Below are 26,053 nucleotides of genomic sequence, written 5' to 3' on the forward strand. Positions count from 1 at the left end.
ATCCTCAGGCTCAGAGCGACGAGTACTTCGTACGCAGCCGCTGCCGAATCACCTCGGCCAGGGTGTTCATGACGAAGGTGAACATCAGCAGCACCAGCGCGGCGAGGAACAACACGCGGAAGTGCGTGCCACCGACCTCGGACTCCGGCATCTCGACCGCGACGTTGGCGGCCAGGGTGCGCATGCCTTCGAAGATGTTGGCTTCCATGATCGGCGTGTTGCCGGTGGCCATCAGCACGATCATGGTCTCGCCGACCGCGCGGCCCATGCCGATCATCAGCGCCGAGAAGATGCCCGGGCTGGCGGTCAGGATGACCACGCGGGTGAGCGTCTGCCACGGCGTGGCGCCGAGCGCCAGCGAGCCGAACGTCAGACTCTTGGGCACGCTGAACACGGCGTCTTCGGCGATCGAGTAGATGTTCGGAATTACCGCGAAGCCCATCGCGATACCCACCACCAACGCGTTGCGCTGATCGAAGGTCACCCCCATCTCGTGACTCAGCCACAGCGGCATGTTGCCGCCGAACAGCCAGGCCTCGATGTGCCCGCTGATGGCGAAGGAGAACCAGCCGACGAAGACCACCACCGGAATCAGGATGGCGCTTTCCCAGCCCGGCGGGACGCGCAGCCGGATCGATTCGGGCAACCGGCTCCAGCCGAAGCCGGTGCCGACGATCGCCAGCGGCATCAGGATCAGCAACGTGAAGATGCCGGGCAGGTGCAATTCGAGGAAGGGCGCGAGGAACAGCCCGGCGAAGAACCCGAGGATGACGGTCGGCAGGGCCTCCATCAGCTCGATCACCGGCTTGACCTTGCGGCGCATGGCCGGGGCCATGAAGTAGGCTGTGTAGAGTGCCGCGGCGACCGCCAGCGGCGCGGCGAGAATCATCGCGTAAAACGCCGCCTTGAGCGTGCCGAAGGCGAGCGGCGAGAGGCTCAGCTTGGGCTCGAAGTCACCGCTGGCGGAGGTCGACTGCCAGATGTAGCTGGGCTCGTCGTAGTTCTCGTACCAGACCTTGCCCCACAGCGCGTCCCAGGACACCTCTGGATGCGGATTGTCCAGGTCGTAGCTGCGCAGGGTCGCGCCGTCCTCGACCATCACGCGATTGGCACGCGGCGAGATGGCGAGCGCTTCAGGGCTCTCGGCGATGTCGACCGACAGCAGATGGCGGTGCGAGGTGGTGTAGAAGACGCCGAGCAGGCCGGTCTCGTCCAGGGCCAGGAATCCCTTGCGCCGCTCTTCCGGCACGATCTCGACGATCGGAGCCTGCCCCAGTTCGAACGAACGTACCTGATGCAGCCGCTCATCCCCGTCCGGATCACTGACCATGAACCACTGGCCGACACCGCCCTTGGCGTCGCCGATCAGCAGCGAGACGCCGCCAAGCAGCATGGAGCTGGCGGTCACGCGGTTGTCGGCCTGGTCGAGCAGCTTGTAGCGCCCGTTGAGCACCTGCTCGCGCAGGTCGAAGACGTTCGCCGCGGCACGGCCATTGAGGACGTAGAGCCATTGCTGGCGCGGATCGACGAAGATCGCCTGCACCGGATCGGACACCACTGGCAGGCGGATCCGCTCCTCTTCGAGCGTGACCTCGCCGGTCATCATGTTTTCTTCGCTGGCCAGGCGCAGCACGTGCAGCTCGGTGCCGGTCGAGCCGGCCAGGATCAGCGTCTCGTCATTGACGGCCGCGCCGACGTGATCCAGCGGGCGGCCCTGCGGGTCGAGCGTCAGCGGCGTCTCGCCGAAGGGGTACTCAAGCACCGGCGTGAGCGTCTTGACGTTGTTCGGGAAGCTCACCTTGTAGCTGTGCTCGAACACCAGCGCCTGGCCGTTGCTCAAACCGACGACCGTACGCTGGCTACCGGGAACGTCCTGCCCGTGGGAGACGATCTGTACGCCTTGCGGTATCGGCAGACGGAACTCGCTGATGACGCGCGCATCCTTGGTGTCGAAGAACACCACCTCGCCCGCGCTGTCCAGGCGCATGCCGACCATGTTCTGCTCTTCCAGCGAGAGCATCAGCGGACGCTCGCCCTCTTCCTGCAGCCAGGGCGCCTGGAGCGGCTCGCGCTCTTCGATGGTGGCGCCCTGGAACAGGGGCGCCACTTCATAAAACAGGTAGAAAAAGATCAGGGTGATCGCGACCAGGACGCCAAGGCCGCCGATCGAGACATACCAACCGGTCAGGCGATCCTTCAACGCTCTCATGCGCCGCTTGCGCCTGAGGGCATCGGTGTTGAAATCGATCCGCTGCGTGCCTTCTGAAGTCATGGAAGTGTGGGCCAGGTTATTCATGCGCGACACCCTAGCGGGGCTATGTGACAGTTGCGTTACATCGTGGTAACGAAGAAATCCCGCTCGCGCCAGCAGCACAAGCGGGATTCGAAACAGCCGGGGCGGACCCCGCCCGTTTTACTTGACGCCCAGCTCAGCCCTCGCCTTCTCGGCGACGCGAGCCGGCAGCGGGATGTAGCCATCCTTGACCACGACCTGCTGGCCTTCCTGCGACAGGACCATCTTCAGGAACTCGGCTTCCAGCGGGTTCAGCGGCTTGTTCGGCGCCTTGTTGGCGTAGACATAGAGGAAGCGAGCCAGCGGGAACTTGCCGGCGACGGCGTTCTCTTCGTTCGCTTCGAATGCCTCACCATTGCCCTTGGACAGCGGCACGGCCTTGACGCTGGAGGTCTTGTAGCCGATGCCCGAGTAACCGATGCCGTTCAGCGAGCTGGAAACCGACTGCACCACCGAAGCGGAGCCCGGCTGCTCGTTCACGTTGGCCTTGAAGTCACCCTTGCAGAGCGCTTCTTCCTTGAAGTAGCCGTAGGTGCCGGATACCGAGTTACGGCCGAACAGCTGGATCGGGCGGTTGGCCCAGTCACCGGTCAGGCCCAGGTCACCCCAGGTCTTGATGTCCTTGTCGCCACCGCACAGGCGGGTGCTGGAGAAAATGGCGTCGACCTGTTCCATGGTCAGCGACTCGATGGGGTTGTCCTTGTGGACGTAGACGGCCAGGGCGTCGATGGCGACCGGTACTTCGGTCGGCTTGTAGCCGTACTTCTCTTCGAAGGCCTGGATTTCCTGGTCCTTCATCTGACGGCTCATCGGGCCGAGGCTGGAAGTGCCTTCGGTCAGCGCCGGCGGCGCGGTGGACGAACCGGCTGCCTGGATCTGGATGTTGACGTTCGGGTAGTGGCGCTTGAAGTCCTCGGCCCACAGGGTCATGAGGTTGGCCAGGGTGTCCGAACCGACACTGGACAGATTGCCGGAGACGCCGGTGGTCTTTTCGTAGGTCGGCAGCGCCGGGTCGACCGCAGCGATCGCACTGGAAGCGCCCACGCCTGCGGCCACGACGGTCATGGCTGCCATCAAACGCTTGAGTTTCATACTTGCTCCTAGCAGATGTGTCAGTGATGTTGGAACGGTGGCCAGTATCGGAAGGCCGCGTGACCACTCTATGAACGCAATGTGACAGTTGGATGACCGCCCGGGCGTCGCCAACAATTCACGCAGCAGCCGTTCGCTGGCTCGCGGGCCTGCCGGTATACTCGGCCGGCCCGCGAATACGTGCTTCGCGCCATAACAACAGCGCCGCGAGTCGACGATGAACGATTACGAACAGGAAGACCCCATTCCCCAGGGTGACCTCGCCCTGCAGATCACGGCGCTGCCGCGCGAAACCAACGGTTTTGGCGACATCTACGGCGGCTGGCTGGTCTCGCAGATGGACCTGGCCGGCACCGCGATGGCGAGCCGGGTCGCCGCCGGCCGCGTGGCCACGGTGTCGATCGATCGCATGGCGTTCATGGTGCCGGTGGCGGTCGGCGCGCAGCTCTCCTTCTATACCCAGACGCTGGAGGTCGGCCGCAGCTCGATCCGCATGCTGGTCGAGGTGTGGAGCGACGATCCGGTGTCCAGCGAATGGCGCAAGGTCACCGAGGCGGTGTTCGTCTTCGTCGCGATCGACGGTTATGGCCGCACCCGGCCGGTGACGCCGCGGCGCGGCTGACCGCGCCCACCTTCCGATCCACGACCGCCGGACGGACCTGACCCTTGTCCACGCTGCTCCAGGCCCTATGGCCGCTGTTCGCGCTCATCATCGGCGGCTACCTGCTGCGACGCCGCGACTTCCCGAGCGCCGAGTTCTGGCCGGGCGCCGAACGCATCAACTATTTCCTGCTGTTCCCGGCGCTGCTGTTCAACAGCCTCGCGACCGCGCCGCTGGATAATCCGGCGCTGCCACGCCTGGCCGTCGCCGTGCTGCTCGCGCTGGGTCTGGCCTGGGCCGGGCTGCTGCTGTTCAAGCGCCTGCGCGGCTGGCCGGCGGCGCGCTTCGGCGCCATCACCCAGGGCCTGTTGCGCTTCAACACCTACCTGGGCCTCGCCGCGGTCGGCACGCTGATGGGCCCCGACGGGCTGGCGATGGCGGCGCTGATGCTGGCGCTGATGGTGCCCACGGTGAACGTCATGTCGGTCTGGGCGCTGACCGCCGAGCACGGCGTCAGCCTGCGCGGGCTGCTGCTGCCGATCGTGAAGAACCCGCTGATCCTCGCCTGCGTCGCCGGCGTGCTCTACAACCTCGCCGGCCTCGAACTGCCGGGCGGCAGCGACCGCCTGCTCGGCCTGCTCGCCGCCGCCAGCCTGCCGCTCGGCCTGCTGTGCGTCGGCGCCGCCCTCAAGCCGCAGGAGCTGGGTGGCGAAGTCCCGGCCCTGGCCTGGAACAGCGGGCTGCGCCTGTTGGCCATGCCGCTGCTGGCCTGGACCGTCGCGTTGGCGCTGCATCTGCCCGTGCAGGAGAGCCAGCTGCTGATCCTGTTCTTCGCCCTGCCGACCGCCCCGACCGCCTACGTCCTGACCCGCCAGCTAGGCGGCGACGGCCACCTGATGGCCGGGATCATCACCCTGCAGACCCTCCTGGCCGCCGCCAGCCTGCCGCTGATCATGACGGCGCTCTAGGCGCCAAGCCCGTGACTGTGCCCTGCCTGCGTGGATGAGGCTTCGCCGTCATCCACCCTACCGATGCCCGAGACGGCGTAGGGTGGAAAACCGCGCAGCGTTTTCCACCGTGTCGACGCGAGCGGTTACACCAACGCCTCAGCGACGTAGGGCGGAGTCAGGCACGAAGCGAACAATCCGTCTGAGGCCTCAGAACAAACTGAGCTGATCCGCAGCCGTCGGCGACGCAGCCGCGCTCGATGCCGGTGCTGCGGACGTCGATGCCGGAGCGCTGGCCGCCAGCCGCTCGGCCAGGCCGGCCGCGCGCTCGGCACGGGTCGTCACCGCCTCGGCGAGGCGCGCCGGCAGCGCCCAGAGTTCGACCTTGCGCTTGGCGCGGGTGATCCCGGTGTAGAGCAACGCACGGGTGAGCAGCGGGCTCGGCCGGTCGGGCAGCGCCAGCAGCACCTCGGCGAACTCCGAGCCCTGGCTCTTGTGCACCGTCATGGCGAAGGCACTGTCGTGGCTCGGCAGTCGCGCCGGGGTGAAGGCGCGGTGGCCGGCGCCCGTCTGCTCGGCGCTTTCGAAGAACACGCGCAGGCCCCGCGCGGTCGGCAGGCAGAGACCGATATCGCCGTTGAACAGGCCGAGCGCGTAGTCGTTCTGCCGCACCATCACCGCCCGGCCGGCATACCAGCGATCGCGGGCGGAAACGCCGAGCCGCCGCCGGAAGCGCGCCTCCAGGGCCTCGTTCAGCCCCCGAAGGCCAAACGGCCCGTCGCGCTGCGCGGTAAGCGCGCGAAAGCCATTGAAGGCCTCGAACGCCTGCGCCGGCTCGCCCTCGCGCGCCGCCTCGAGGTAGGCGAGATACCCCTGTTCGAGCCGGTCGACCAGGGCGCCGGCCTGCGGCATCGACGCCCATGAGAGGTCGGGACGGCTCTCTTTCAGCAGCGCCAGCGTGCCCGAGGCGTCACCGGCATTGATCCGCCGCGCCAGCTCGCCGATCCCGCTGTCGCCGGCGAAGCGGTGGCTGTGGGTGAGCAACACCACCGCGTCGCCCAGTCGCGAGGTCGGCGGCTCGACGGGCACCGCCTGCCCTGTCAGGCGCTCCAGCTCAGCGGCCTCGGCATCATCGAAACCGCGCCCCTCGCAGAGTTCGGCGAACACCGCGCCCGCCTCGACCGCGGCGAGCTGGTCCTTGTCGCCGAGCAGGATCAACCGCGCCCGCGGCGGCAGCGCGGCGACCAGCTTGGCCATCAGCGCCAGGTCGACCATCGACGCTTCGTCGACCACCAGCACATCGAGCGGCAGCGGATGGGCGGCATCGTGGCGCACCCTCGGGCTGTCGCCGCGACTGCCGAGCAGGCGGTGCAGCGTGCGGGCTTCGTCGGGCAGCGCGGCGCGCACCGCATCGCTCACCGGCAGATCGGCCTTGGCGTTGCGGATGGCTTCGGCCATACGGGCCGCGGCCTTGCCGGTCGGGGCCGCCAGGCCGATGGCCAGCGACGCGTTGCCGGCCTGTTCGATCAGCGCGGCGAGCAGGCGCACCACCGTGGTGGTCTTGCCGGTTCCAGGGCCGCCCGAGATCACCGCCAGGTTGCGCCGAACCGCCTGGGCCGCGGCGAGACGCTGCCAGTCCGGGCGCTGCTGGTTGAACGCGAACAGCCGCGCCAGGCTGTCGGCCAGGCGGTCGTCATCCACCTCGGGCAGCGCGTCGGCACGGGCCAGCAGCCGCTCGGCGAGCTGGGCCTCATAGGCGTGGTAGCGCGCCAGGTACAGCCGCCCGCCATCGAGGATCAGCGGGGCGTAGTCGCCGGGGGCACCGACCACCCGCGACGCCCGCAGCGTCGCCTGCCACGCGTCGAGCGCCGGGAGGACGACCGCCAGCTCGGGCCAGGGCCGCGTGCCGGCGATGCGCGCCAGCGGCAGGCAGACGTCGCCCCGCCCCAGGGCCTCGCAACACAGCGCCGCGGCCAGCAGCACCTCGGCCTCGACCGCCGGCTCCAGGCGCTCGAGGCTGGCGACGAAGGCGCGCTCGAGCGGCCCGAGGGGCCATTGCGCAGGATCGATCATGGTGCCGACCTCCCCGTCGGTATTCCTTTTTGAGCCGGTGGTGTTTGAGCCGGCGGGCTCGGGACGAGCGCGATGCCGCTTGTGCGGGGTGGGCACGCTTCTGTCCGCCGGACGGGCCCGGCGGTTGGCGTGTACCGACGGTCACCCGCCTTGCGCAACCGCGAGGATGCGTCGATCGCCCGCAAGCGGGTTCCTACGGCGTGCCGGACGCGAGTGGTAGCGGGCAAACGGGCACTGGCAACGCGCATCAGTGGCCCTCCTCGAACAGCTGGTCCAGCGCATCGAGCAGCGCATCGTCGGGGCGGGCGACGTAGACGCCGGCCTCGGGCATGCCGCGCAGGAACAGGTAGAAGGCGCCGCCGAGACAGGTGTCGTCGTAATCGGCCAGGCGCTGGCGCAGGAAACGGCGCAGCGCGACCAGGTAGATGAGGTATTGCAGGTAATAGTGCTCGCCGGCCAGCGCCTGGAGCAGGCGGTCGCCGCCGTAGTAGCTCGCATCCGGGCCCAGCCAGTTGGACTTGTAGTCGGCAATGTACCAGCGGCCGTCGTGCTCGAAGGTCAGGTCGATGAAACCCTTGAGAAAGCCGCGCAGGCTGTCGAACTCCAGCCGATTCGCCGCCTCGCGCAGCGGCGCGGGCAGGCCGTGCGCCGGATCGGTCAGCACGCTGCGCAGGCGCGCCACGTCGAGCTGGCGTACCGGAAAGGTGAAACCGAGCTCGGGCAGGCGCCGCGCCGGGGCCAGGTCGGCCAGACGCAGCCCATTGCCGTCGAGATCCATCTCGATCACCTGCTGCAACTGCGCGGTCGCCAGCGGCGCCCACTCGGGCGACAGGCCGTGCGCGCGCAAGGCCGGTTCGACCAGCTCGGCCAGCGGCGCCTTGCCGCGTGCCCAGTCTTCGAGGATGGCGTGCAGGCAGGTGCCGGCGCGCGCGCCCCGCGGGAAGGCGAAGAACCCGGCACCCGGCTCGGCCGAGGCGTCGGGGATGGCCAGGGTGTCGCGGTCGGGCGCTTCCATGTGCATGCCGGCGGCCAGCCCGGAGAAGCTGCCGATCCGCCAGGCGCTCTGGAGCGTGCGCTCGAGCAGCGACAGGCGGCGAGGCGGGACGGCGCGCAGGCTGCCCTCGGTACTGGCCTCGGTGTCGGTCGGCGGGACGCAGGCCAGCGTGCCCGCGCTGGCGGCGGCGAGCTGTTCGATTTCCTGACGCAGGGCGGCGCCATCAAGGCTGGCAAGGTGCGCGCCCAGCGCGGCCAGCGGGTCATCCCCCGGCAGGTCGCGACCATGCAGCAGCCAGGCCAGCGCGCTGGTGTGCAGCCCCTCGTCCGGCAGGCTGCCGTCCTTCTTCGCCTTGGGCAGGCTCACCGGTCCCCAGTGCAGCCAGAGGCGATCGCGCGCGCGGGTCAGCGCCACGTAGGCCAGCCGCAGCTGCTCGGCGAAGGTTTCACGGCGGGCGGCTTCGAGGCGCTCCTCCAGCCGCTCGCTGCCCAGGTCCAGCAGCGGCGTGCCGTCCTCGGCGTGGCAGCGGGCGCTGTCGCGGTGCTTGCCGAGCAGCCGGCCGTCCCACAGAAAGGGGCAGAACACCAGCGGGTATTCCAGACCCTTGCTGGTGTGGATGGTGACGATCTGCACCCGCTCGGCATCGCTTTCCAGGCGCAGCAATGCCTCCTCGCCGCCCCCTTCGCTGGCCCGCTGCGCGTTGAACCACGCCAGCAGCGGTTCGAGCCCCGGGCGCAGCAGGCTTTGCGCCTGCAGCAGCTCGCCCAGGTGCAGCAGGTTGGTCAGCCGGCGCTCGCCGTCAACGCGCGCCAGCAACCGCTCGGCCACGCCCTGCTCGTCGAGCCAGGCACGGAACACCCGCATGAAGCCCTGCTGCTGCCAGAGCTGGTGATAGCGCTCGGCCGCCTCACGCTCGGCGTCCCACTGCTGCGGAACGTCCTGGCAGCGCGCGAGATCGGCGGCGGTGCGCCCGAGCAACCGTGTCGCCAGGGCATAACGCAACAGGCCTTCGCGACCCGGCTCGGCGTAGGCCGCCAGCACCGCGGCGAGCTCGGCCGCCTCCTCGCTCTGCCAGACGCTGTCGCGGCCACGCCGCACGCTGGGCACGCCGCGCGCCGCCAGTTGCTCGGCGATCAGGCCGGCCTGCCGGTGGTTGGCCACCAGCACGGCGATGTCGCCGCCCTTCAGCGGCGTGAGCTGCCCGTCACGCTCGAAGCCCGCGCGCCCCTCGCCGGCCGCCGCCAATTGCCGGGCGATGCGCCGTGCGCAGTCGACGGCAGCCGCCTCGGCCGCTTCGCCCTTCCCGAGCGGCTCGTCGCCGAGCCATACCAGGTGCAGCGGCGCCACGGCCTGCGCCTCCTCGTCCAGACGCAGAACGGGCCGTGGCTTGTCGGCAGCCTCGACGGCCCGGTAGCGCAAGCCGTCCTGGGCGAAGGACGCCGGAAAATCGAAGACCCGGTTCAACGCCTCGATCAGCGCCGGCGTGGAGCGGTAGTTGGTCGGCAGCTCGTACGGTGACTCGGCGGCGCGCTTGGCCGAGAGGTAGGTCGCCAGGTCGGCGCCGCGGAAGGCGTAGATCGCCTGCTTCGGGTCGCCGACGAAACACAGCGAGCCTGCTTCACCCTGCGCATAGACGCGGTCGAAGATGGCGTACTGGATCGGGTCGGTGTCCTGGAACTCGTCGATCAACGCCACCGGATACTGCGCACGCAGCGACGCGGCGAGGTCCTTGCCGCCGGGCCCGGCCAGCGCTTCATGCAGCCGATTGAGCAAGTCGTCGAACGCCAGCAGCCGTTGCGCCGCCTTGCGCGCCGGCAGTTCGCGGTCCAGGCGCGCCAGCAGCGCCACCTGCAAGGCGACGAGCCGCTGCTGGCCGGCCGGCAGCGCCTGGGCCACCTCGTCCGCCAGTTCATCGAGGGCCTGCGCCAGCTCGCATGCCGGCGCATCGAAGCCTTTCTTGCAGGCCTTGTGCAACGCCCGGACGCCCAGCTTGGCCGCGCCTTCTGGGAGATCGAACATGACCGCCGGATCGGCGAAGTAGGCCTCCAGTTCGGCGCGCCAGAGGGCGAACTTGCCGGTCTTGTGCGTGCTTTGGCTCAGACCGCCATGCGCGAGCAGCTCGGCGACCCAGGCCGAGCCGGCCTGCTGCCACAACGCCGCCGCACGCTGCCAGGCGGCCTCGACCGCCTCGAGTTCGGCGGGGACGGGCGCCGCGTCCGGCTCGACCCGCAGGTAGGGCTTGCCCAGATGGCCGCGCAGGCGCTGTCGCAGCCACAGCGGGGTGATCCGGCTGCGCGCCAGGAATCGCGCCCAGGCCGGATCGGCCTCCGCCAACTCGCTGCGCCAGGCATCGGCGAGCAGCGCGTCGATGAGCTCGCGGTCGTCGGCGGTCAGCTCGCTGTCGAAATCGCCGCCCGCCTCGAACGCGGCATCCTGCAACGCGCGCTGGCAGAAGCCGTGGATGGTGAAGATCGCCGCCTCGTCGAAGCCATGCACGGCCAGCAGCAGCCGGCGCCGGGAGGCCTCGTCCGGGTGACGCGCGTGCAGCTGGTTGAGAAAGGCATCATCGCTCGGCACGCCGTCGTACACCGCCAGCAGCTCGGCCAGCCGACTGCGGATGCGCTCGCGCAGCTCGGCCGTGGCCGCGGTGGTGTAGGTGACTACCAGGATCTGGCCCACCGACAGCTGCCGCTCCAGCAGCAGGCGCGCGTAGAGCGCCGTGAGCGTCCAGGTCTTGCCGGTCCCGGCACTGGCCTCGATCAGCCGGCGGCCGTCGAACGGGGAGTCGAGGAGGTTCAGGGTCATGCGTCGTCCTCCGGTGCGCTCAACGCGTCCAGCGCCGGGCCGATGAGCTGCTCGGCCAGGGCCTCGAAGCGCGCGTCGAGCGGGTCTCGATCGCGGAAGGCCAGGGCGAACCAGGGGTCCTGGCAGTCACCGGGCACAGGGCTGAACTCGCCGCCGAGCCAGGCGTCGCGGGCCCGTTTGCGGGCGCAATCGAGCGGCTCGGTTCCGCGTGCCGGGCGGCGATAGCCCTGGGCGAACGCGTGGCTGCTGCGCGGCAGCAGGGGCAGCGGCTCGCAGATGGCGCTGCGGTAGGCCTGCAGCCAGGGTTCGAGCAACTGGCGCGCATCGGCCAGCGGGCCGAGGGTCCAGTCGCCGGCCGGCGAGAGCATCAGGCTGCGCCGTTCGATGCCCGGCGTGGCGCAGAGGTTGAGCAGCAGGTGGCGCAGCCAGAAGCCCGGCAGGTCCCACTCGCCGAGGCGGCCGAGCTTCCAGCCGAACAGGCCGGCCGGCGTCACGCCATCGAGCCAGCCATGAATGCGCACCCCCGCCAGCTCGAGGTCGACGGCCAGGGGTTGGGGCGTGTCGTTCGGGCGTTGCTCGAACAGCCGCGGCGCGAAGGCCCGCACCGGTCCGCGCAGCTTGCCCCACAGCGCCTGGCCCATCTCGCCGGGTGGCAGCCAGCCGGCGGCGCAGGCCATGCGGCGCTCGTCCTCGTCGCACCAGCCGTGGGCCATCGCCTCCAGCGCCAGGTGCCTCAGGCCGTTCCAGGCGGGCAGCTCCAGTTCGAAGGGCTCGTCCGCCGCCAGCGCCTGTTCTTCGTCGGCGAGACGCAAGCCAAGCCGCTGCTCGAGCAGAAACCGCGCGGGATGGCGGAAGCACTGCACCAGTTGCGACGGCTCCAGCGTCAGCCAGGCCTCGTCCGGCTCGCCCAGGCGACCGGCGAACGGCTGGGGCGCCAGCGCCGCCGGCTCGGCCAGGCGGCGAGCGGCACGGAACCAGGGCGCGGCGAAACCGGCGCGCACGCCATCCTCGAAGTTGCCCGGCGCGAACGGCTGCAAGGGGTGGGCGACGACGATGCGGGCACTCGCCCTGCCCTTGCCGTCCGGCACGCTGGCCGTCATGTCGATCGCTTCGAGCAGCTCGCTGATCAGCACCGAGGGCGGCAGCTCGGCGTTGTCGCGCGGGTCGCGGCCGACGTAAGACAGGTACAGCGCCTCGCGCGCCGAGAGCAGCGTTTCCAGCAGCAGATAGCGGTCATCGAGCCGCCGCGCCCGATCGCCGCGCCGGGGATGGCGGGCGATCAGGTCGAAACCGGCCGGCGGGTTGCGGCGTGGAAAGGCGCCGTCGTCCAGACCGAGCAGGCAGACCAGGCGGAACGGCAGGCTGCGCATCGGCACCATGGTGCCGAAGGTCACCGCGCCGGTGAGAAAGCCCGATGCGCCGCCGCCCTGGTCCAGCGCGGCCATGAGCTGCTGGCGCACCAGCTCGAGCTCGACCGGCGCCACAAGGCCGGCCGCTTCGCCCTGCTGGCGTAGCGCGGCGGCGCTTTGCGCCAGCAGCAGGAGGGTGTCGGCGGCTTCGTTTTCGTCGAACAGCGCGTCGATCAGGCGTTGCAGGTCATCCGCCCACTCGGCCAGCGAACGCGGCCTTGCCAGCTGGTCGGCCCAGCCGGCCAAGCGCTCGACGAACCCCGCCAACCGGCCGAGCAACTGCCCGCGCGCGCCTTCGAGCGCATCCAGCGGCCAGTGATCGCCCAGCAGCGGCGCACCGTCCCCCGCGAGCTGCGGCGGCGCGGCGAAGCCCAGCAGCAGGCGATCGAGCCCCTGGCGCCAGGTGAAGGCCGTCTCCGCCGGCAGGCCGAGTCGCCGGCGGTGGTCGTCATCCCAGCCCCAGCGCACACCGGCCTCGCGCAGCCAGTCGCGCAGCAGCGGCAGGTCTTCGGCCTCGATCCCGGCCCGCCGGGCGATGGCCGGCTGCTCCAGCCAGCCGAGCACCTGTTCGGCGGTGAAGCGGCTTTCCGGCAGGCCGAGCAGATCGAGGAAGGCTTCGATCAGCGGCGCCTCGGCCCGCACGCTGCGGTCCGCCAGGCTGTACGGCACGCGCGGCACGCCTTCGCGGGCGGCGAACACCGCTTCGATGAAGGGCGCGTAGCGCTCGATGTCCGGCGTCAGGACCACCACCTGATCCGGCGTCAGCGTGGGGTCGCTGGCGAAGCGCGCGAGCAGTTGGTCATGCAGAATTTCCACCTCGCGCAGCGGCGAGTGCGCGACGTGCACCTCCAGCGAGCGATCGGTGGCCGCGAGCGGCAGACGCTCCGCCGGCTGGCGGGTGCGCAGCCGCTGGATGTCGTGCTGCAGGCCGTGCAGCAGGCTGTCGTCGGGCAGGTCGGCGTCGTCGGCGTAGAGGCCGGTCTCTACCCCGCGATCGCCGATCAGGCCGAACAGGCTGTCGAAGAAGTCCCGCCCCTGCTTGCCGAGGCTGGCGAGCAGGGGGTTGCCGACATCCAGGTACCAGTCCTCCGAGGCCGTTTCCGAGCGCGCCAGTTCGCGCACGTCGCGGATCTCGCCCCAGGCTTCCCGGCTGGGGTTCAGCGCGAAGATCACCACGTCGATGTGCCGGCCCAGCCCTTCGAGCACACGCAGGTGATGCGGCGGCAGGCTGCTGATGCCGAACACCAGCAGCCGCTCGGGCAGCCCCTCGATCGGCTCGTCGCGCCACAGCCGCGCCAGCAGGTCGCCGAGCAGGCGCGCGCGGTGCGGGTGGCCGTCGCGTGTCAGTTCGCGCCAGAGCAGCGCCTGCCAGGCTTCGTCAGGGCCGAGGTCGAGCAGCTCGCCGCGCTCCCAGGCGGCCAGCCAGTCGTCGCGGTACAGCAGGTACTGGTCGAACACGTCGGCGATCCGGCTGGCCAGCGACAGCCGTCGGCGCACGTCGCCGCCGTCGAGGTAACGCGCCAGCCGGGGGGCCAGTTCCAGGTTCGCAGGCTCGACCAGCCAGCCATAGAGACGCCAGGTCAGCACCTGCGGGGTAAAGGCCGATTGCTCCGGCAACTGCCCGAGCACCCGGCGCGACAGTTCCCAGACGAAGCGGGCCGGCAGCTGGGTCTCGAGCTGCATGGCGATGCCCTGGCTGCGTGCCAGCTCCAGCCCCAGCCAGCGGCCCATACCCTGGCTCGGCACCACCACCACGGCCGGTGCCAGCGGGTCGCGCAGCGGCTGGGCCAGCAGGCGGGTGGCCAGGGTGCCGAGGGTTTCCAGATCGGGGGCGTGGTAGAGGCTGAGCATGGCGGGACCGCATCGAGACGAAGCGCAAGGGTAGCAAGAGGATGCCACCGTTACCCGCGCCGACGGTGACTCGCCCGTCGCCCGGAGGTGCGAGCGGATAGCGGCGAACGCTCGCCCGACCGGCGAGTCCACTTCATGACCGATCCATGCCAGCCGCCTGCGGCGCAGGCGCCGCCGACCGACACGAGAGGTTTCAATGCTCGACTGGCTCCAACGCCACCATCAGCTCATCGCCCTGCTGATCTCGACCTGCACGCTGATCGTCTGGGTGTTCTATGCCCACCTGCTGCTGGCCAACTTCAAGCGGCAGCGGCGACCGAACCTGATCATCAACCGCGGCGCCGGCAAGGGGCTCGGCTCGCTCTGCCTGATTTCCAACATGAGCGCCGAGCCGATGTTCCTGAACCAGCTGATCGTGCGCCTGGAGACCTCGCGCGGCGACCTGTTCGGCGATGCCACCGACATTCGCCAGAGCCACGACGACGACCTGCCGCAGGACACCGCCCTGTACCAGGCGACGCACCAGGGGCCGCTGCGCACCGGGGATTTCGCTCATGTCGGCACCTTCCAGTCGCTGCTGCGGCGGGTGGCCGAGCAGCATGGCATCCGCCTGGCGGGGCACCAGCCGATCGGCGATTGGCAGTTTCATACGCTGGAGATCCGGGTCATCGCCTTCTATGGCTCGGACCGGCAACCGCTGGGGGTGCTGCGCCGGTTTCGGCTGACCTCGCCGGAAAACCCCGACTGCGAGCTGATCCCGGAAAGCCCGCTGACACGGCAGCTGTGCAGCCGCCATGAGCGGCGCCTGGTCAGGCGGTGGACGGAGGACGTCTGCGCCTAGACGGCACCGTCACGGCAGGAGGCAGCAAGGAAGGGCCTGGCGACCGGAGCGCCGCCAGGCCCGCCGGCTCAGGTGCCGGCGTGTCCCGCGCGCCGCCGTTGCAGCAGCACGATGCCGGCGAGCAGCAGCAGCCCCGGTATCCACATCCACTCCTTGGCGAAGCGGTCGGTCGGGGCGCGGACGGCGAGGATTTCCTGATCGAACATCAGGCCGGCCTGCTCCGCCGGACTGCCGAAGCCGACCGTGTCGATCAGCACGCGACCGTCATCCTCGTAGAGCGCGAGGCCAAGCTTGTCCAGGCGCTCCTGGCCATTGGCACCCTCGGGAATCGGCACGATCACGCTGAATTCGCGGACGTCGCCGACCAGGTCCTCGCCACGGATGCGCAGCCGTAGCTGGCTGTCCTCGCCGACCCGATCGAGCGCCTGCGCCAGCTCCGCCGGCGGCACCTCGCGGTAGGGGTCATGCACGATGTCCATCCAGAAGCCCGGACGGAACAGCGTGAAGGCCACCAGCAGCAGCAGGACGTTCTCGTACCAGCGGTTGCGCACGATGAAGTAGCCCTGGGTGCCCGCGGCGAAGATCAGCATCGCCACCGTCGCGATGATGAAGATCAGCACGCCATGCCAGAAGCCGACGTCGATCAGCAGCAGATCGGTGTTGAAGATGAACAGGAACGGCAGCGCCGCCGTGCGCAGGCTGTAGTAGAAGGCCGTCAGACCGGTCTTGATCGGATCGCCCTTGGAGACCGCGGCGGCGGCGAAGGAGGCCAGCCCCACCGGCGGCGTCACGTCGGCCATGATCCCGAAATAGAAGACGAACAGGTGCACCGCGATCAGCGGCACGATCAGGCCGTTCTGCTGGCCGAGGGAAACCACCACCGGCGCCAGCAGGCTGGACACCACGATGTAGTTCGCCGTGGTCGGCAAGCCCATGCCGAGGATCAGGCTGAAGATGGCGATGAGGATCAGCATCAGCAGCAGGTTGCCCATCGACAGCAGCTCGACGAGGTCGGCGAGCACCAGCCCGACGCCCGTCTGCGACACCGCGCCGACGATGATGCCGGCCGCCGCGGTGGCGATGCCGATACCGATCATGTTGCGCGCGCCGGCGATCAGGCCTTCGCGCAGGTCGATCACGCCGTCCTTGAAGGTGCCATGCTCGTGCGCGCCGTCGGTCCGCATCCAAGACAGCAGCGGCCGTTGCGTCAGCAGGATGAACACCAGGATCACCGAGCCCCAGAAGGCCGACAGGCCGGGTGACAGCCGCTCGACCATCAGGCACCAGACCAGCACCACCACCGGCAGCAGGAAGTGCAGGCCCGAGAGCAGCACGGCGCGGGTGACCGGCAGCTTTTCGATCGGCGCGTCCGGGTCTTCGGCCGGCAGCGGCGGGTTGCTGGCCGCCACCTTGAGCAGCGCGAGGTAGGCGATCGCCACCAGCACGCCGATGCCGGCCAGGGCGTTGTCACCGAGCAGCGGCTTGAGCCAGCCGAGGCCGTAGTACACCGCCAGCGACAGGCCGCTGATCAGCGCCACGCCGAACACGAAGCCGGTCAGCCGGCGCAGCCAGGTCTTGTGCGGCCGGCTGCCGATCGGCTGCATGCCGAGCTTCAGGGCCTCGAGATGGACGATGTAGAACAGCGCGATGTAGGAAATGATCGCCGGCAGGAAGGCATGCTTGACGATCTCGACGTAGGGCACGCCGACATACTCGACCATCAGGAAGGCCGCCGCGCCCATCACCGGCGGCATGATCTGCCCGTTGACCGACGAGGCCACTTCCACAGCCCCGGCCTTCTCTGCGGAGAAGCCGACGCGCTTCATCATCGGGATGGTGAAGGTACCGGTGGTCACCACGTTGGCGATCGACGAGCCGGAGATCAGGCCCGTCATGCCGGAGGCCACCACCGCCGCCTTGGCCGGGCCGCCCTTCAGATGACCGAGCAGGCTGAAGGCCAGCTGAATGAAGTAATGCCCGGCGCCGGCCCGCTCGAGCAGGGCGCCGAACAGCACGAACAGGAACACGAAGCTGGTGGACACGCCCAGCGCGATGCCGAACACACCCTCGGTGGTGATCCACTGATGGTTGGCCAGCGCGGTGAAGCTGACCCCGCGGTGCGCCAGCAGGTCCGGCATCCAGGGTCCGGCGAGGCTGTAGATCAGAAAAAGTATGGCGATGATTGCCAACGGCGGGCCGAGGGCACGGCGTGTGGCTTCGAGCAGCAGCGGAATGCCGAAGCAGGCCGCGACCAGGTCGCTTGTTGTCAGGCTGCCCGGCCGATCGGCCAGCTGCTCGTAGAAGACGAAAAGGTACGCGGCGCTCGCGGCGGCGAGCAGGCCGAGCACGATGTCCGTCAGCGGGACCCGGTTGCGCGGTGAACGCTTGAACGCCGGGTACACCAGAAAGGCCAGCATCAGCGCAAACGCCAGGTGAATCGAGCGTGCTTCGGTGCTGTTGAAGACGCCGGTGCCGAAAATGAACGGCAGCGGCGAGGCGATCCAGAGCTGGAACAGTGACCAGGCCAGGGCCAGCATCGCGATCAGCTGGGCCATGAGGCCGTCGGGGTTACGCGCACCGACGTCCTGGGCGATCAGGTCCTCGGTGGAAAGGTTTTGGTTCTGCATGCGAATCGAGCCTGCATCGGGAACTAGAACGACGAAACCCGCGGCCGTCCAGGCTGCGTGAAAACGTCGCGAGCGAAGGTTAGGCAAGGCAAAAACAAGCGAGGAAGCGGAGTTTACGAGCTGTAAATGAGCATTCCGAGCTTGTTTTTAACGCGTCCTAACCGAGCGCAGTAGTTTTCACGCAGCCTGCGTGGCGCGGGTTTCGGCAAATGAAGCGGAGCCTGTGGGCTAAAGCCTTACAACCAGCCGCGTTCCTGGTAGTAGCGCTTGGCGCCTTCGTGCAGCGGCGCGGTCAGACCGACCTTGATCATGTCTTCCGGCTTGAGGTTCTGGAACGCCGGGTGCAGACGCTGGAAGCGCTCGATGTTCTCGAACACCGACTTGACCAGCTGGTAGACCACTTCCGGATCGGTTTTGGCCGAGGTGGAGAGCACCGCCTTGCCGCCGATCGACTGAGTCGGCTCTGGGTTGCCCTTGTACAGGCCGCCTGGAATCTCGGCCTTGGTGTAGTAGGGCTTCTCGGTCAGCAGCTTGTCGATGTCCGGGCCGGTCACCGGGACCAGGACGGCGTCGACGGTGGTCGTCGCTTCCTGGATGGCGCCGTTCGGATGACCGACGAAGTAGGTCATGGCGTCGATGTTGTTGTCCGACAGCGCGCTGGCCTGCTCGGCCGGCTTGAGTTCGGCGGCGAGCGCGAAGGCCGACTGGTCCCAGCCCTTGACGCGCATGATTTCCTCGAGCGTGTCGCGCTGGCCGGAGCCCGGGTTGCCGATGTTGACGCGCTTGCCCTTGAGGTCATCGAACTCGTCGATGTTGGCGTCCTTGCGTGCCAGCACGGTGAAGACTTCGTCCTGCAGCGAGAACACCGCGCGCAGGTCGTCCATCGCGCCTTCGTTCTTGAACGGCTCCAGGCCCTTCATGGCCTTGAACTGGTGGTCCGACTGCATGACGCCGAAGTTGTACTCGCCGCTGCGCAGACCGTTGACGTTGGCGACGCCGCCGCCGCTGGCCGGCGCGTTGCACTTGATCTCTTCGCTGGCGCGGTTGAGGAAACGGCAGATCGATTGGCCGGCGACGTAGTAAACCCCCGTCTGGCCGCCCGTACCGATGGTGACGAACTTCTCTTCAGCCTGTGCAGTGCCGGCCAGGGTGGTTCCCGCTAGCGCAGCCGACAGGGCCCATGCCAAGGATTTGCCTTTCATGGGATATCTCCTTTCTGGTTGTTTTAGGTTCCCGCCGCGCACCTCGTGAGCTGCGACCGGACCCGAAGTCTAACCGCTGAGGCGCCGATGCACGACCCGATTGGGACCTTGCCGGCGGCGTGCCGTTCCTATAAGAGTCGGCTATCGCTCGTGCCGGTGCCGGCCGCGCCGACCACCGGCACGGACTGGCGCCGGATTCGGGGTCGGGCACCGCAGGGAAGCGATCGATGGGCTACCGTTCCCCTGGAGGGTGCCGATAAACTGTCTCTGATGGCGCGTAGCCACCACCGTATGACTCCCACGGCCTGCCTGGGGCCTCGTGGCCAGGTCGGAATCGCTCGCATGCGTCTGCTGTCGCATCTGTTGCTGCTGTCCCTTCTTTCGCTGCTGCCGGGCGCGGGCGTCCTGCTGGCCGCGCCCGCGCCGGTCACGATCGGCACCGGTGTCCACCGGGTCACCCCCACGCATATCGAAATCCTCACCGGCGCACCCGAGGCCAGCCTCGAAGACCTCGCCAGCCCCGCCTTCGCCGACCGCTGGCGGCCGCTTGGCGAAAGCCGGTCGATCCGCGACGAGCGGCAGGTCTGGCTGCGTTTCGCGGTCGAGCGCAGCCTGTTCGTCGGCGGTTCCTGGTACCTGCGGGTGCGCTGGCCGGTGCTCGACGAGGTCCGGCTGCGCATCTGGTATCCCGACGAGAACCGCTGGAGCCGGCCGATGCGGGCCGGTGACGCCGTGCCGGTCGAGCAGCGACCCGTGGCCTCCCGGCACCTGGTCTTTCCGCTGCACCTGGACCCGGGGCAGTCGGCGATCGCCTACCTGCGGGTCGAATCGGTCGAGCCCATGGTGCTGCCGCTGCACATTCTCGACGGCGAGGCGCTGGCGCGCGAAACCGAGCGGGAGATGGCCCTGATCAACCTGTTCTTCGGCGGCCTGCTGGTGATCCTGCTGTACAACGCCAGCCTGTTCCTCTTCACCCGCGACCTCAGCTACCTGCTCTACGTCGCCTATCTCGCCGCCATCGTCGGCTACACGCTGAGCCTCACCGGGATCGGGCCGCTGTACCTGTGGGAGGCGAGCGACGAGACCGGCCGCCGGTTCTATGGCCTGTCCGCCGCGCTGTGCTTCCTGACGGCGAACCTGTTCGCCCGGCGCTTTCTCGAGCTGGCCCGGCATGGCGGCTGGCCCAAGCACCTGAACACACTGACGCTGGCCTACTGGGGACTGCTGGTGACCGTCCTGGTGGTCTATCCGAAGGCCGGCCATTACCTGGGCGTGCAGGCAGTCGCCCTGCTGACGTCGCTCACCGGGCTGCTCGTGCCGCTGTACCTGTGGATACGCGGCAATCGCTCGGCGGCGCTGTTCACCCTCGCGTGGGCGTCGCTGATCGTCTTCACCGTGATGCACCTGCTGGCCCTCGACGGCCTGCTGCCGCTCAACGGTTTCACGCTCGACAGCCAGTTGCTGGGCATCTTCATCGAATGCGTGCTGCTGTCGGTGGCCCTGGCCGAGCGCATCAACCGCGAACGGCGCGAGCGCGTGGAAGCACAGGCCGCCGCGCTGGCCAGCTCCCGCCAGTTGGCGATCGAGCGCGGCGAACGGTTGCTGGCGCAACAGCAGGCGCTGGACATCCAGCGGCAGGCCAACGAAGCCCTGGAAAGCCGCGTACGCGAGCGGACCCTTGCGCTGGAGCAGGCCAAGCGCGGGCTGGAGCAGGCCAACGCGCAGCTCGCCCGCCTGAGCATCACCGACCCCCTGACGCAACTGTGCAACCGCCGCCATTTCGATGCCGCGCTGGACACCGAACTGGCGCGGGCGCGCCAATCCGGCCAGCCGGTGGCCCTGCTGTCGATCGACGTCGACCACTTCAAGCAGCTCAACGACCATTACGGCCATCCGTTCGGCGACCTCTGCCTGCAAGCGCTGGCGACCGTGCTGCAATCCCATGCGCAGCGCCAGGGCGAGCTGGCGGCGCGCTACGGCGGCGAGGAGTTCGCCGTGCTGCTGCCCGGTTGCGACGCGGCCGGCGGCTACCGCGTCGGCGAGCGCATTCGACGCGCCGTCACCGAGCTGCTGCCGCTGCACGAAGGCGAACCGGTCGACCTGAGCGTCAGCGTGGGCGTCGCCTGGTCCCGCCCGAATCGCCCGCTCGAGGCGTCAAGCCTGCTGGCGAGCGCGGACCGTGCGCTGTATGCCGCCAAGCGCGACGGCCGCAACCGGGTCGCCATCGACGACCCGGACGCCGGCGACCCGCTGCCGACGGCGGCGGTGTCGTCGCTCTAGCGATCAGGCCGGCGGTTCCCCGAACCGCACCCGCACCCGCAGGCCGCCGTGCCGGCCATCGGCCAGTTCGATCTCGGCACGATGCGCGCGGCAGATTTCCCCGACGATGGCCAGCCCCAATCCGGCACCCTTGCTCTGGGTATCGCGTCGGTAGAAGCGGGCGAAGACCTTTTCGCGCTCGTCGGGCGGAATGCCGGGGCCGTCATCCTCGACCTCCAGCACACCCGGCTCCAGCACCCGGATCACCACGTTGCCGCCGGCCGGCGTGTGCGCCAGGGCGTTGTCGACCAGGTTGTTCAGCAGCTCGTTGAGCAGCGTCGGCTCGCCCAGCACCCACACCGGTCGCTCGGCTTCCAGCGCCAGCGCGACCCCCCGTTTGTGCGCCAGCGCGGCCATCGCCAGGCCCAGCTCGCGTGCCAGCGCCGCCAGGTCCAGACGCGCCGCGCCGCCCTCGGCGATGGCCTGGGCGCCGCTCTCGATGCGCGCCAGCGACAGCAACTGGTTGGCCAGGTGGGTCAGCCGCTCGGTGTGCTGCGCGGCGTCTTCCAGCGTTTCGCGCCAGTGCGCCGGCTCCCGTTCGCGCAGGCCCAGCTCGACCCGCGCCTTGAGCGCCGCCAGCGGCGTGCGCAGGTCATGCGAGGCGTCGGCGATGAACTGCGCCTGGCGCTCGAATTGCGCGCGCAGGCGCTCGGTGAAGTGATTGAGCGAGGACACCAGCGGCTTGAGTTCGAGGTGCACGTCGACCAGCGGCAAGGGGCGCAGATCATCCGGCCGGCGCTCCTCGACCGCCTCGCTCAACCGATGCAGCGGCCGCAGCGCGGCCGATACCACCAGCCAGACCAGCAGCAGGGCGCCCAGCGCCAGCAGCCCGATCCGCCAGAGCGTATCGGTCAGCAGGCTGCGCGCCATTCGCTCGCGCGCGCCGAGCGTCTCGGCCACGCGAATCTCGGCGATGCCGTTGAGCTGCGGCTCGGTCACCGGCTGCAGCAGGCTCACCAGGCGCACGCCCTCGCCGCGGTACTCGCCGTCGTAGAAGCGCGCCAGCGCCGGGTAATCATCGGTGCGCGGCGTGCCGGGCGGCGGCGCCGGCAGGTGCTCGTAGCCGGAGACCAGCGTCCCGGCGGGGTCGAGCACCTGGTAGTAGATGCGTCCGGCGCTGTCGTAGGCGAAGGTGTCGAGCGCGACGTAGGGCACGTTCGCCCGCAGTTCGCCGTCCTGGGCGATCAGCCCGTCGGCGATGGCCCGCGCCGAGGCCAGCAGCGTGCGGTCATAGGCCGTGTCGGCGGCTTCGCGGCCATTCCAGTAGGCGCTCCAGCCGCTGAACACCATGAGTAGCGCGAGCAGCCCGGCGAGCCGCCGCAGCAGCCGCCCGCGCAGGCTGCCGACCGCTTCGCGCCTCACCACACCGAACCGCCGCGCCGGTCAGCCATCCTGGGCCTCGAGCAGGTAGCCAAGCCCGCGGAAGGTGACGATGCGCACCGGGCTGCCTTCGAGCTTCTTGCGCAGCCGATGGATGTAGATCTCGATAGCCTCGGCGCTGGCGTCTTCGTCCAGGCCGAACACCTGGGCGGCGAGCTGGTCCTTGCTCATCACCCGGCCGGGGCGGGCGATCAGCGCCTCCAGCACCGATTGCTCGCGCGAGGTCAGGCTGAGCGGCTGCCCGTCGAGCAGGAAGCGGCGCGTGCCGAGGTCGTAGACCAGCGGCCCGCAGCGCTGCTGGGTCTCGCCGCCGAGCACGCTGCGGCGCAGCAGCGCCTTGACCCGCGCCTCCAGTTCCGACAGTTCGAACGGCTTGGCGAGGTAGTCGTCGGCGCCGAGGTTCAGGCCGTGCACCCGGTCCTTCACGTCGGTGCGCGCGGTGAGCATCAGCACCGGCAGCCGCTTGCCGCGCTCGCGCAGGCGGCCAAGCACCTGGAAGCCATCGAGCCGCGGCAGGCCCACATCGAGGATCGCCAGCGCGTAGTCCTCGCTCGCCAGTGCCAGGTCGGCGGCCACGCCGTCGGCCAGCAGGTCGACCGTCCAGCCCGCGGCGCGCAGCGCCTGCGCCACGCTTTCGGCCAGTTGGGGGTGGTCCTCGACCAGCAGAATCCGCATCGCCGTTCCCTCGTACCTGATTCGGCTGCGCAGTGTAGCCGCTGCCGCGACGCGACGCCGCAGCCGGTTCGGGCCTGAAAGGCTGACGAAAGCTTGCCGGCCTAGCATCCGCCCCGATGGCTCGATCCATCCCCTTGGCAGCCTTGCTGCAAGACAACAAGAACAACAGTGGAGGTTTCAATGCTGACTGCCGTCAGACCGCATCGCATCCCTGCCCGGCTCGCCCTGGCGATCGCCACCGTCATGCTCGCGCCGCTTTCGCAGGCCGCCTTCCTCGAAGACAGCCAGGCGACGCTCGAAGCACGCAACATCTACCTCAATCGCGATTTCCGCGAAGGCGATGGCCAGTCCAAGCGCGACGAGTGGGCGCAGGGCTTCATCCTCAACATCGAGTCCGGCTACACCGAAGGCACCGTCGGGTTCGGTCTCGATGCGCTGGGCATGCTCGGCCTGAAGCTCGATTCCAGCCCCGACCGCACCGGCACCGGCCTGCTGCCGACCGACGGCGAGCGGGCCGTCGACGAGTACAGCAAGCTCGGCCTGACCGCCAAGGTGAAGGTGTCCGAGACGGTCCTCAAGCTCGGCACGCTGATCCCCGAACTGCCGACGCTGGCGCCGAACGACGGCCGCATCCTGCCGCAGGTGTTCGAAGGCGGCCTGCTCGTCTCCGAAGAAATCGACGGGCTGACCTTCACCGGCGGCCGTATGGACGAGGTCAAGGGTCGTGACTCCACCGACTCGCAAAGCCTCGCGCTGAACGACAAGAACGGCCGCTTCGTCGGCGCCGAGGCCGACTACCTGAACCTCGCCGGCTTCGACTACGCCCTGAACGAAAATCTGACCGCGCGCTACCACTTCGCCGAGCTGGACGACATCTACCGCCAGCACTTCGTCGGCCTGCTGGCCGCCTACCCGCTCGGCCCCGGCGCGCTGAGCGCGGACCTGCGCCTGTCGATCAGCGACGATTACGGCGCGTCCAACGGTGGCGAGGTCGACAACCGCGCCCTCAACGGCATGCTCGGCTATGCCCTGGACGGCCACAAGCTGAGCCTCGGCTACCAGGACATGAGCGGCGACACCGGGTTCGCCTATGTCGATGGCACCAACCCGTACCTGGTCAACTTCGTGCAGATCAACGACTTCGCCAACCCGGACGAGCGCTCCTGGCAGGCCCGCTACGACTACAACTTCGCCGCCATCGGCGTGCCGGGTCTGACCTTCCTGACCCGCTACGTCTCCGGCGAAGACGCACGCATCATCGGTAGCGACGAGCGCGGCTCGGAATGGGAGCGCGACGTCGAACTCAAGTACGTCGTGCAGCAGGGTCCGCTCAAGGACGTCGCGGTGCGCCTGCGCCACGCGACCCTGCGCTCGGACTTCGCCCGCGACGCCGATGAAGTGCGGGTGATCGTCAGCTACGCGCTCCCCCTCTGGTAACCACAACAAGAACCGACGGAGAAAACCATGAAAAGCACCCTTGGCCGCCTGGCCGCGCTGTCATCCTGCCTCCTGCTGTCCAGCCAGCTGATGGCTGAACCGAACCGTCCCGAGTGCATCGCCCCGGCCAAGCCGGGCGGCGGCTTCGACCTGACCTGCAAGCTCGCCCAGAGCGGCCTGAAGAACGCCGGCCTGCTGGAAGAGCCGATGCGCGTGACCTACATGCCCGGCGGCGTCGGCGCGGTGGCCTACAACGCCGTGGTCGCGCAGCGTCCGGACGAACCCGGCACCATCACCGCGTTTTCCAGCGGTTCGCTGCTGAACCTGGCGCAGGGCAAGTTCGGTCGCTACGACGAAGACGCCGTGCGCTGGCTGGCCGGCATCGGCACCGACTACGGCGCCATCTCGGTGCGCGCCGATTCGCCCTACAAGGACCTCGACGACCTGATCGCAGCCATGAAGAAGGACCCCGCCTCGGTGGTCTTCGGCGCCGGCGCCACCATCGGTGGCCAGGACTGGATGCAGACCGCGCTGATCGCCCGCGAAGCCGGCGTCGACCCGAAGAAGCTGCGCTACGTGGCCTTCGAGGGCGGCGGCGAGACGCTGACCGCCATGCTCGGCGGCCACGTGCAGGTCACCTCCAGCGGCCTGGGCGAAGTCGCGCCGCAGCTCGAAGCCGGCAAGATCCGCGTGCTGGCGGTGCTGTCCGACGAGCGCCTGCCGGGCGATCTGGACAGTATCCCGACCGCCAAGGAGCAGGGCTACGACATCAGCTGGCCGGTGATCCGCGGCTTCTACATGGGCCCGGAAGTCAGCGACGAAGAGTACAACTGGTGGAAGACCCGGTTCGACACGCTGCTGGCGCGCCCCGAGTTCGCCGAACTGCGTGAGCAGCGCGACCTCTTCCCGCTGAACATGACCGGCGACGAGCTGACCGCCTTCGTCAACAAGCAGGTCAAGGACTACAAGGACCTGGCCGCCGAATTCGGCCTGGTCAAGTAAGCCGCTGCACACCCGGCCGCCGCACGTGCGGCGGCCGGGCCACTTCCCGAGGTAACCACCATGTACGTGAGACTCTTCGCCGGCATCTGGCTGCTCGCCTGTGCCGGTCTGGCGGTGCTCGCCTGGGGCTTCGAGGCCCCCTTCGCCTACGACCCGGTCGGGCCGCGTGCCTACCCGCTGCTGCTGCTCGGGCTGATGGCCGCCGGCGCCCTCTGGCTGCTGGTCAAGCCCAAGGGCGAGCCGACCCCACCGATCGACTGGGCGATCGCCCGCAAGGTCGTGCTGTGCATCCTCGTGCTGCTGGCCTACGCCTTCCTGTTCGAGCCGCTCGGCTTCGTGCTCAGCACCGCGCTGGCCGGTTGCACCCTCGGCCTGCTGTTCAATGGCCGGCCCGTGCCGAGCGTGATCAGCGGCGTGCTGATGGGCGTGCTGCTCTACGTCTTGTTCGATGTGCTGCTCGATGTACCCCTGCCGCTGGGCGTGTTCCGCCTGCTGGAGAATTGAC

At 69.1% G+C, this 26,053-nt stretch carries 16 protein-coding genes; 7 read left to right on the forward strand and 9 right to left on the reverse strand.

The genetic code is table 11. From position 1 onward, the window contains the following. Positions 1-10: 10 nt before the first annotated feature. Together D7325_RS18045 and D7325_RS18050 are read right to left on the reverse strand one after the other, a co-directional pair. Positions 11-2,296 carry an ABC transporter permease subunit gene (locus tag D7325_RS18045; RefSeq protein ID WP_120997842.1) on the reverse strand — a complete coding sequence of 762 codons (2,286 nt, stop codon included), beginning with the start codon at positions 2,294-2,296 and terminating at the stop codon, positions 11-13. A gap of 117 nt (positions 2,297-2,413) precedes the next feature. Next, entirely contained in the window at positions 2,414-3,385 is a 972-nt protein-coding gene (locus D7325_RS18050; protein WP_120997843.1) for a PstS family phosphate ABC transporter substrate-binding protein, read from the reverse strand. 217 nt (positions 3,386-3,602) lie between these two features. Between D7325_RS18050 and D7325_RS18055 the strand changes: the two genes are divergently transcribed. Continuing rightward, positions 3,603-4,007, forward strand: a complete 405-nt coding sequence (locus D7325_RS18055) for an acyl-CoA thioesterase (protein ID WP_120997844.1) — start codon at positions 3,603-3,605, stop codon at positions 4,005-4,007. 44 nt (positions 4,008-4,051) lie between these two features. Continuing rightward, positions 4,052-4,954 (forward strand): AEC family transporter, encoded by a 903-nt coding sequence (locus D7325_RS18060; RefSeq protein ID WP_120997845.1) that lies wholly within the window; start codon positions 4,052-4,054, stop codon positions 4,952-4,954. A 189-nt stretch (positions 4,955-5,143) separates the two neighbouring features. On the opposite strand, the gene recD is transcribed toward D7325_RS18060, so the two are convergent. The 3 genes from recD to recC all read right to left on the reverse strand — a co-directional run bounded on the left by recD (position 5,144) and on the right by recC (position 14,065). After that, positions 5,144-7,006 (reverse strand): exodeoxyribonuclease V subunit alpha, encoded by a 1,863-nt coding sequence (gene recD, locus D7325_RS18065; RefSeq protein ID WP_120997846.1) that lies wholly within the window; start codon positions 7,004-7,006, stop codon positions 5,144-5,146. 247 nt (positions 7,007-7,253) lie between these two features. Next, positions 7,254-10,805 (reverse strand): exodeoxyribonuclease V subunit beta, encoded by a 3,552-nt coding sequence (gene recB / locus D7325_RS18070; RefSeq protein ID WP_120997847.1) that lies wholly within the window; start codon positions 10,803-10,805, stop codon positions 7,254-7,256. Further along, positions 10,802-14,065, reverse strand: coding sequence for an exodeoxyribonuclease V subunit gamma (gene recC / locus D7325_RS18075; protein ID WP_120997848.1), 3,264 nt, complete (start codon positions 14,063-14,065; stop codon positions 10,802-10,804). Before recC ends, recB begins: the two co-directional genes overlap by 4 nt. A gap of 196 nt (positions 14,066-14,261) precedes the next feature. Between recC and D7325_RS18080 the strand changes: the two genes are divergently transcribed. After that, a complete protein-coding gene (locus tag D7325_RS18080; protein WP_120997849.1) occupies positions 14,262-14,906 on the forward strand; it encodes a hypothetical protein in 645 nt (214 codons plus the stop codon). A 68-nt stretch (positions 14,907-14,974) separates the two neighbouring features. Here D7325_RS18080 and D7325_RS18085 read toward each other — a convergent pair whose 3' ends face one another. Next, entirely contained in the window at positions 14,975-17,533 is a 2,559-nt protein-coding gene (locus D7325_RS18085; protein WP_120997850.1) for a TRAP transporter permease, read from the reverse strand. Positions 17,534-17,769: 236 nt separating this feature from the next. Further along, on the reverse strand, positions 17,770-18,735 hold the full coding sequence (locus tag D7325_RS18090) for a TAXI family TRAP transporter solute-binding subunit (RefSeq protein WP_120997851.1): 966 nt from the start codon (positions 18,733-18,735) through the stop codon (positions 17,770-17,772). Between the two features lie 342 nt (positions 18,736-19,077). Between D7325_RS18090 and D7325_RS18095 the strand changes: the two genes are divergently transcribed. Further along, positions 19,078-21,015 carry a sensor domain-containing diguanylate cyclase gene (locus D7325_RS18095; RefSeq protein WP_120997852.1) on the forward strand — a complete coding sequence of 646 codons (1,938 nt, stop codon included), beginning with the start codon at positions 19,078-19,080 and terminating at the stop codon, positions 21,013-21,015. Positions 21,016-21,018: 3 nt separating this feature from the next. Here D7325_RS18095 and D7325_RS18100 read toward each other — a convergent pair whose 3' ends face one another. Together D7325_RS18100 and D7325_RS18105 are read right to left on the reverse strand one after the other, a co-directional pair. Then, complete coding sequence (locus D7325_RS18100; RefSeq protein WP_425452331.1) at positions 21,019-22,416, reverse strand: sensor histidine kinase; 1,398 nt, start codon at positions 22,414-22,416, stop codon at positions 21,019-21,021. Between the two features lie 21 nt (positions 22,417-22,437). Beyond that, the gene (locus tag D7325_RS18105) at positions 22,438-23,109 is read right to left on the reverse strand and encodes a response regulator (RefSeq protein WP_120997853.1); all 672 of its coding nucleotides are present in this window, start codon (positions 23,107-23,109) and stop codon (positions 22,438-22,440) included. A gap of 180 nt (positions 23,110-23,289) precedes the next feature. Between D7325_RS18105 and D7325_RS18110 the strand changes: the two genes are divergently transcribed. Genes D7325_RS18110 through D7325_RS18120 form a run of 3 tightly spaced genes read left to right on the forward strand, consistent with a single transcriptional unit; the run spans position 23,290 to position 26,052 of the window. Beyond that, positions 23,290-24,546 (forward strand): OprD family porin, encoded by a 1,257-nt coding sequence (locus tag D7325_RS18110; protein ID WP_120997854.1) that lies wholly within the window; start codon positions 23,290-23,292, stop codon positions 24,544-24,546. 27 nt (positions 24,547-24,573) lie between these two features. Continuing rightward, positions 24,574-25,548 (forward strand): Bug family tripartite tricarboxylate transporter substrate binding protein, encoded by a 975-nt coding sequence (locus D7325_RS18115; RefSeq protein WP_120997855.1) that lies wholly within the window; start codon positions 24,574-24,576, stop codon positions 25,546-25,548. A gap of 60 nt (positions 25,549-25,608) precedes the next feature. Next, positions 25,609-26,052, forward strand: coding sequence for a tripartite tricarboxylate transporter TctB family protein (locus D7325_RS18120; RefSeq protein ID WP_120997856.1), 444 nt, complete (start codon positions 25,609-25,611; stop codon positions 26,050-26,052). Position 26,053 lies beyond the last annotated feature (1 nt).

The sequence above is a fragment of the Stutzerimonas urumqiensis genome (genome assembly GCF_003640395.1).
Classification (GTDB): Bacteria; Pseudomonadota; Gammaproteobacteria; order Pseudomonadales; family Pseudomonadaceae; genus Stutzerimonas; species Stutzerimonas urumqiensis.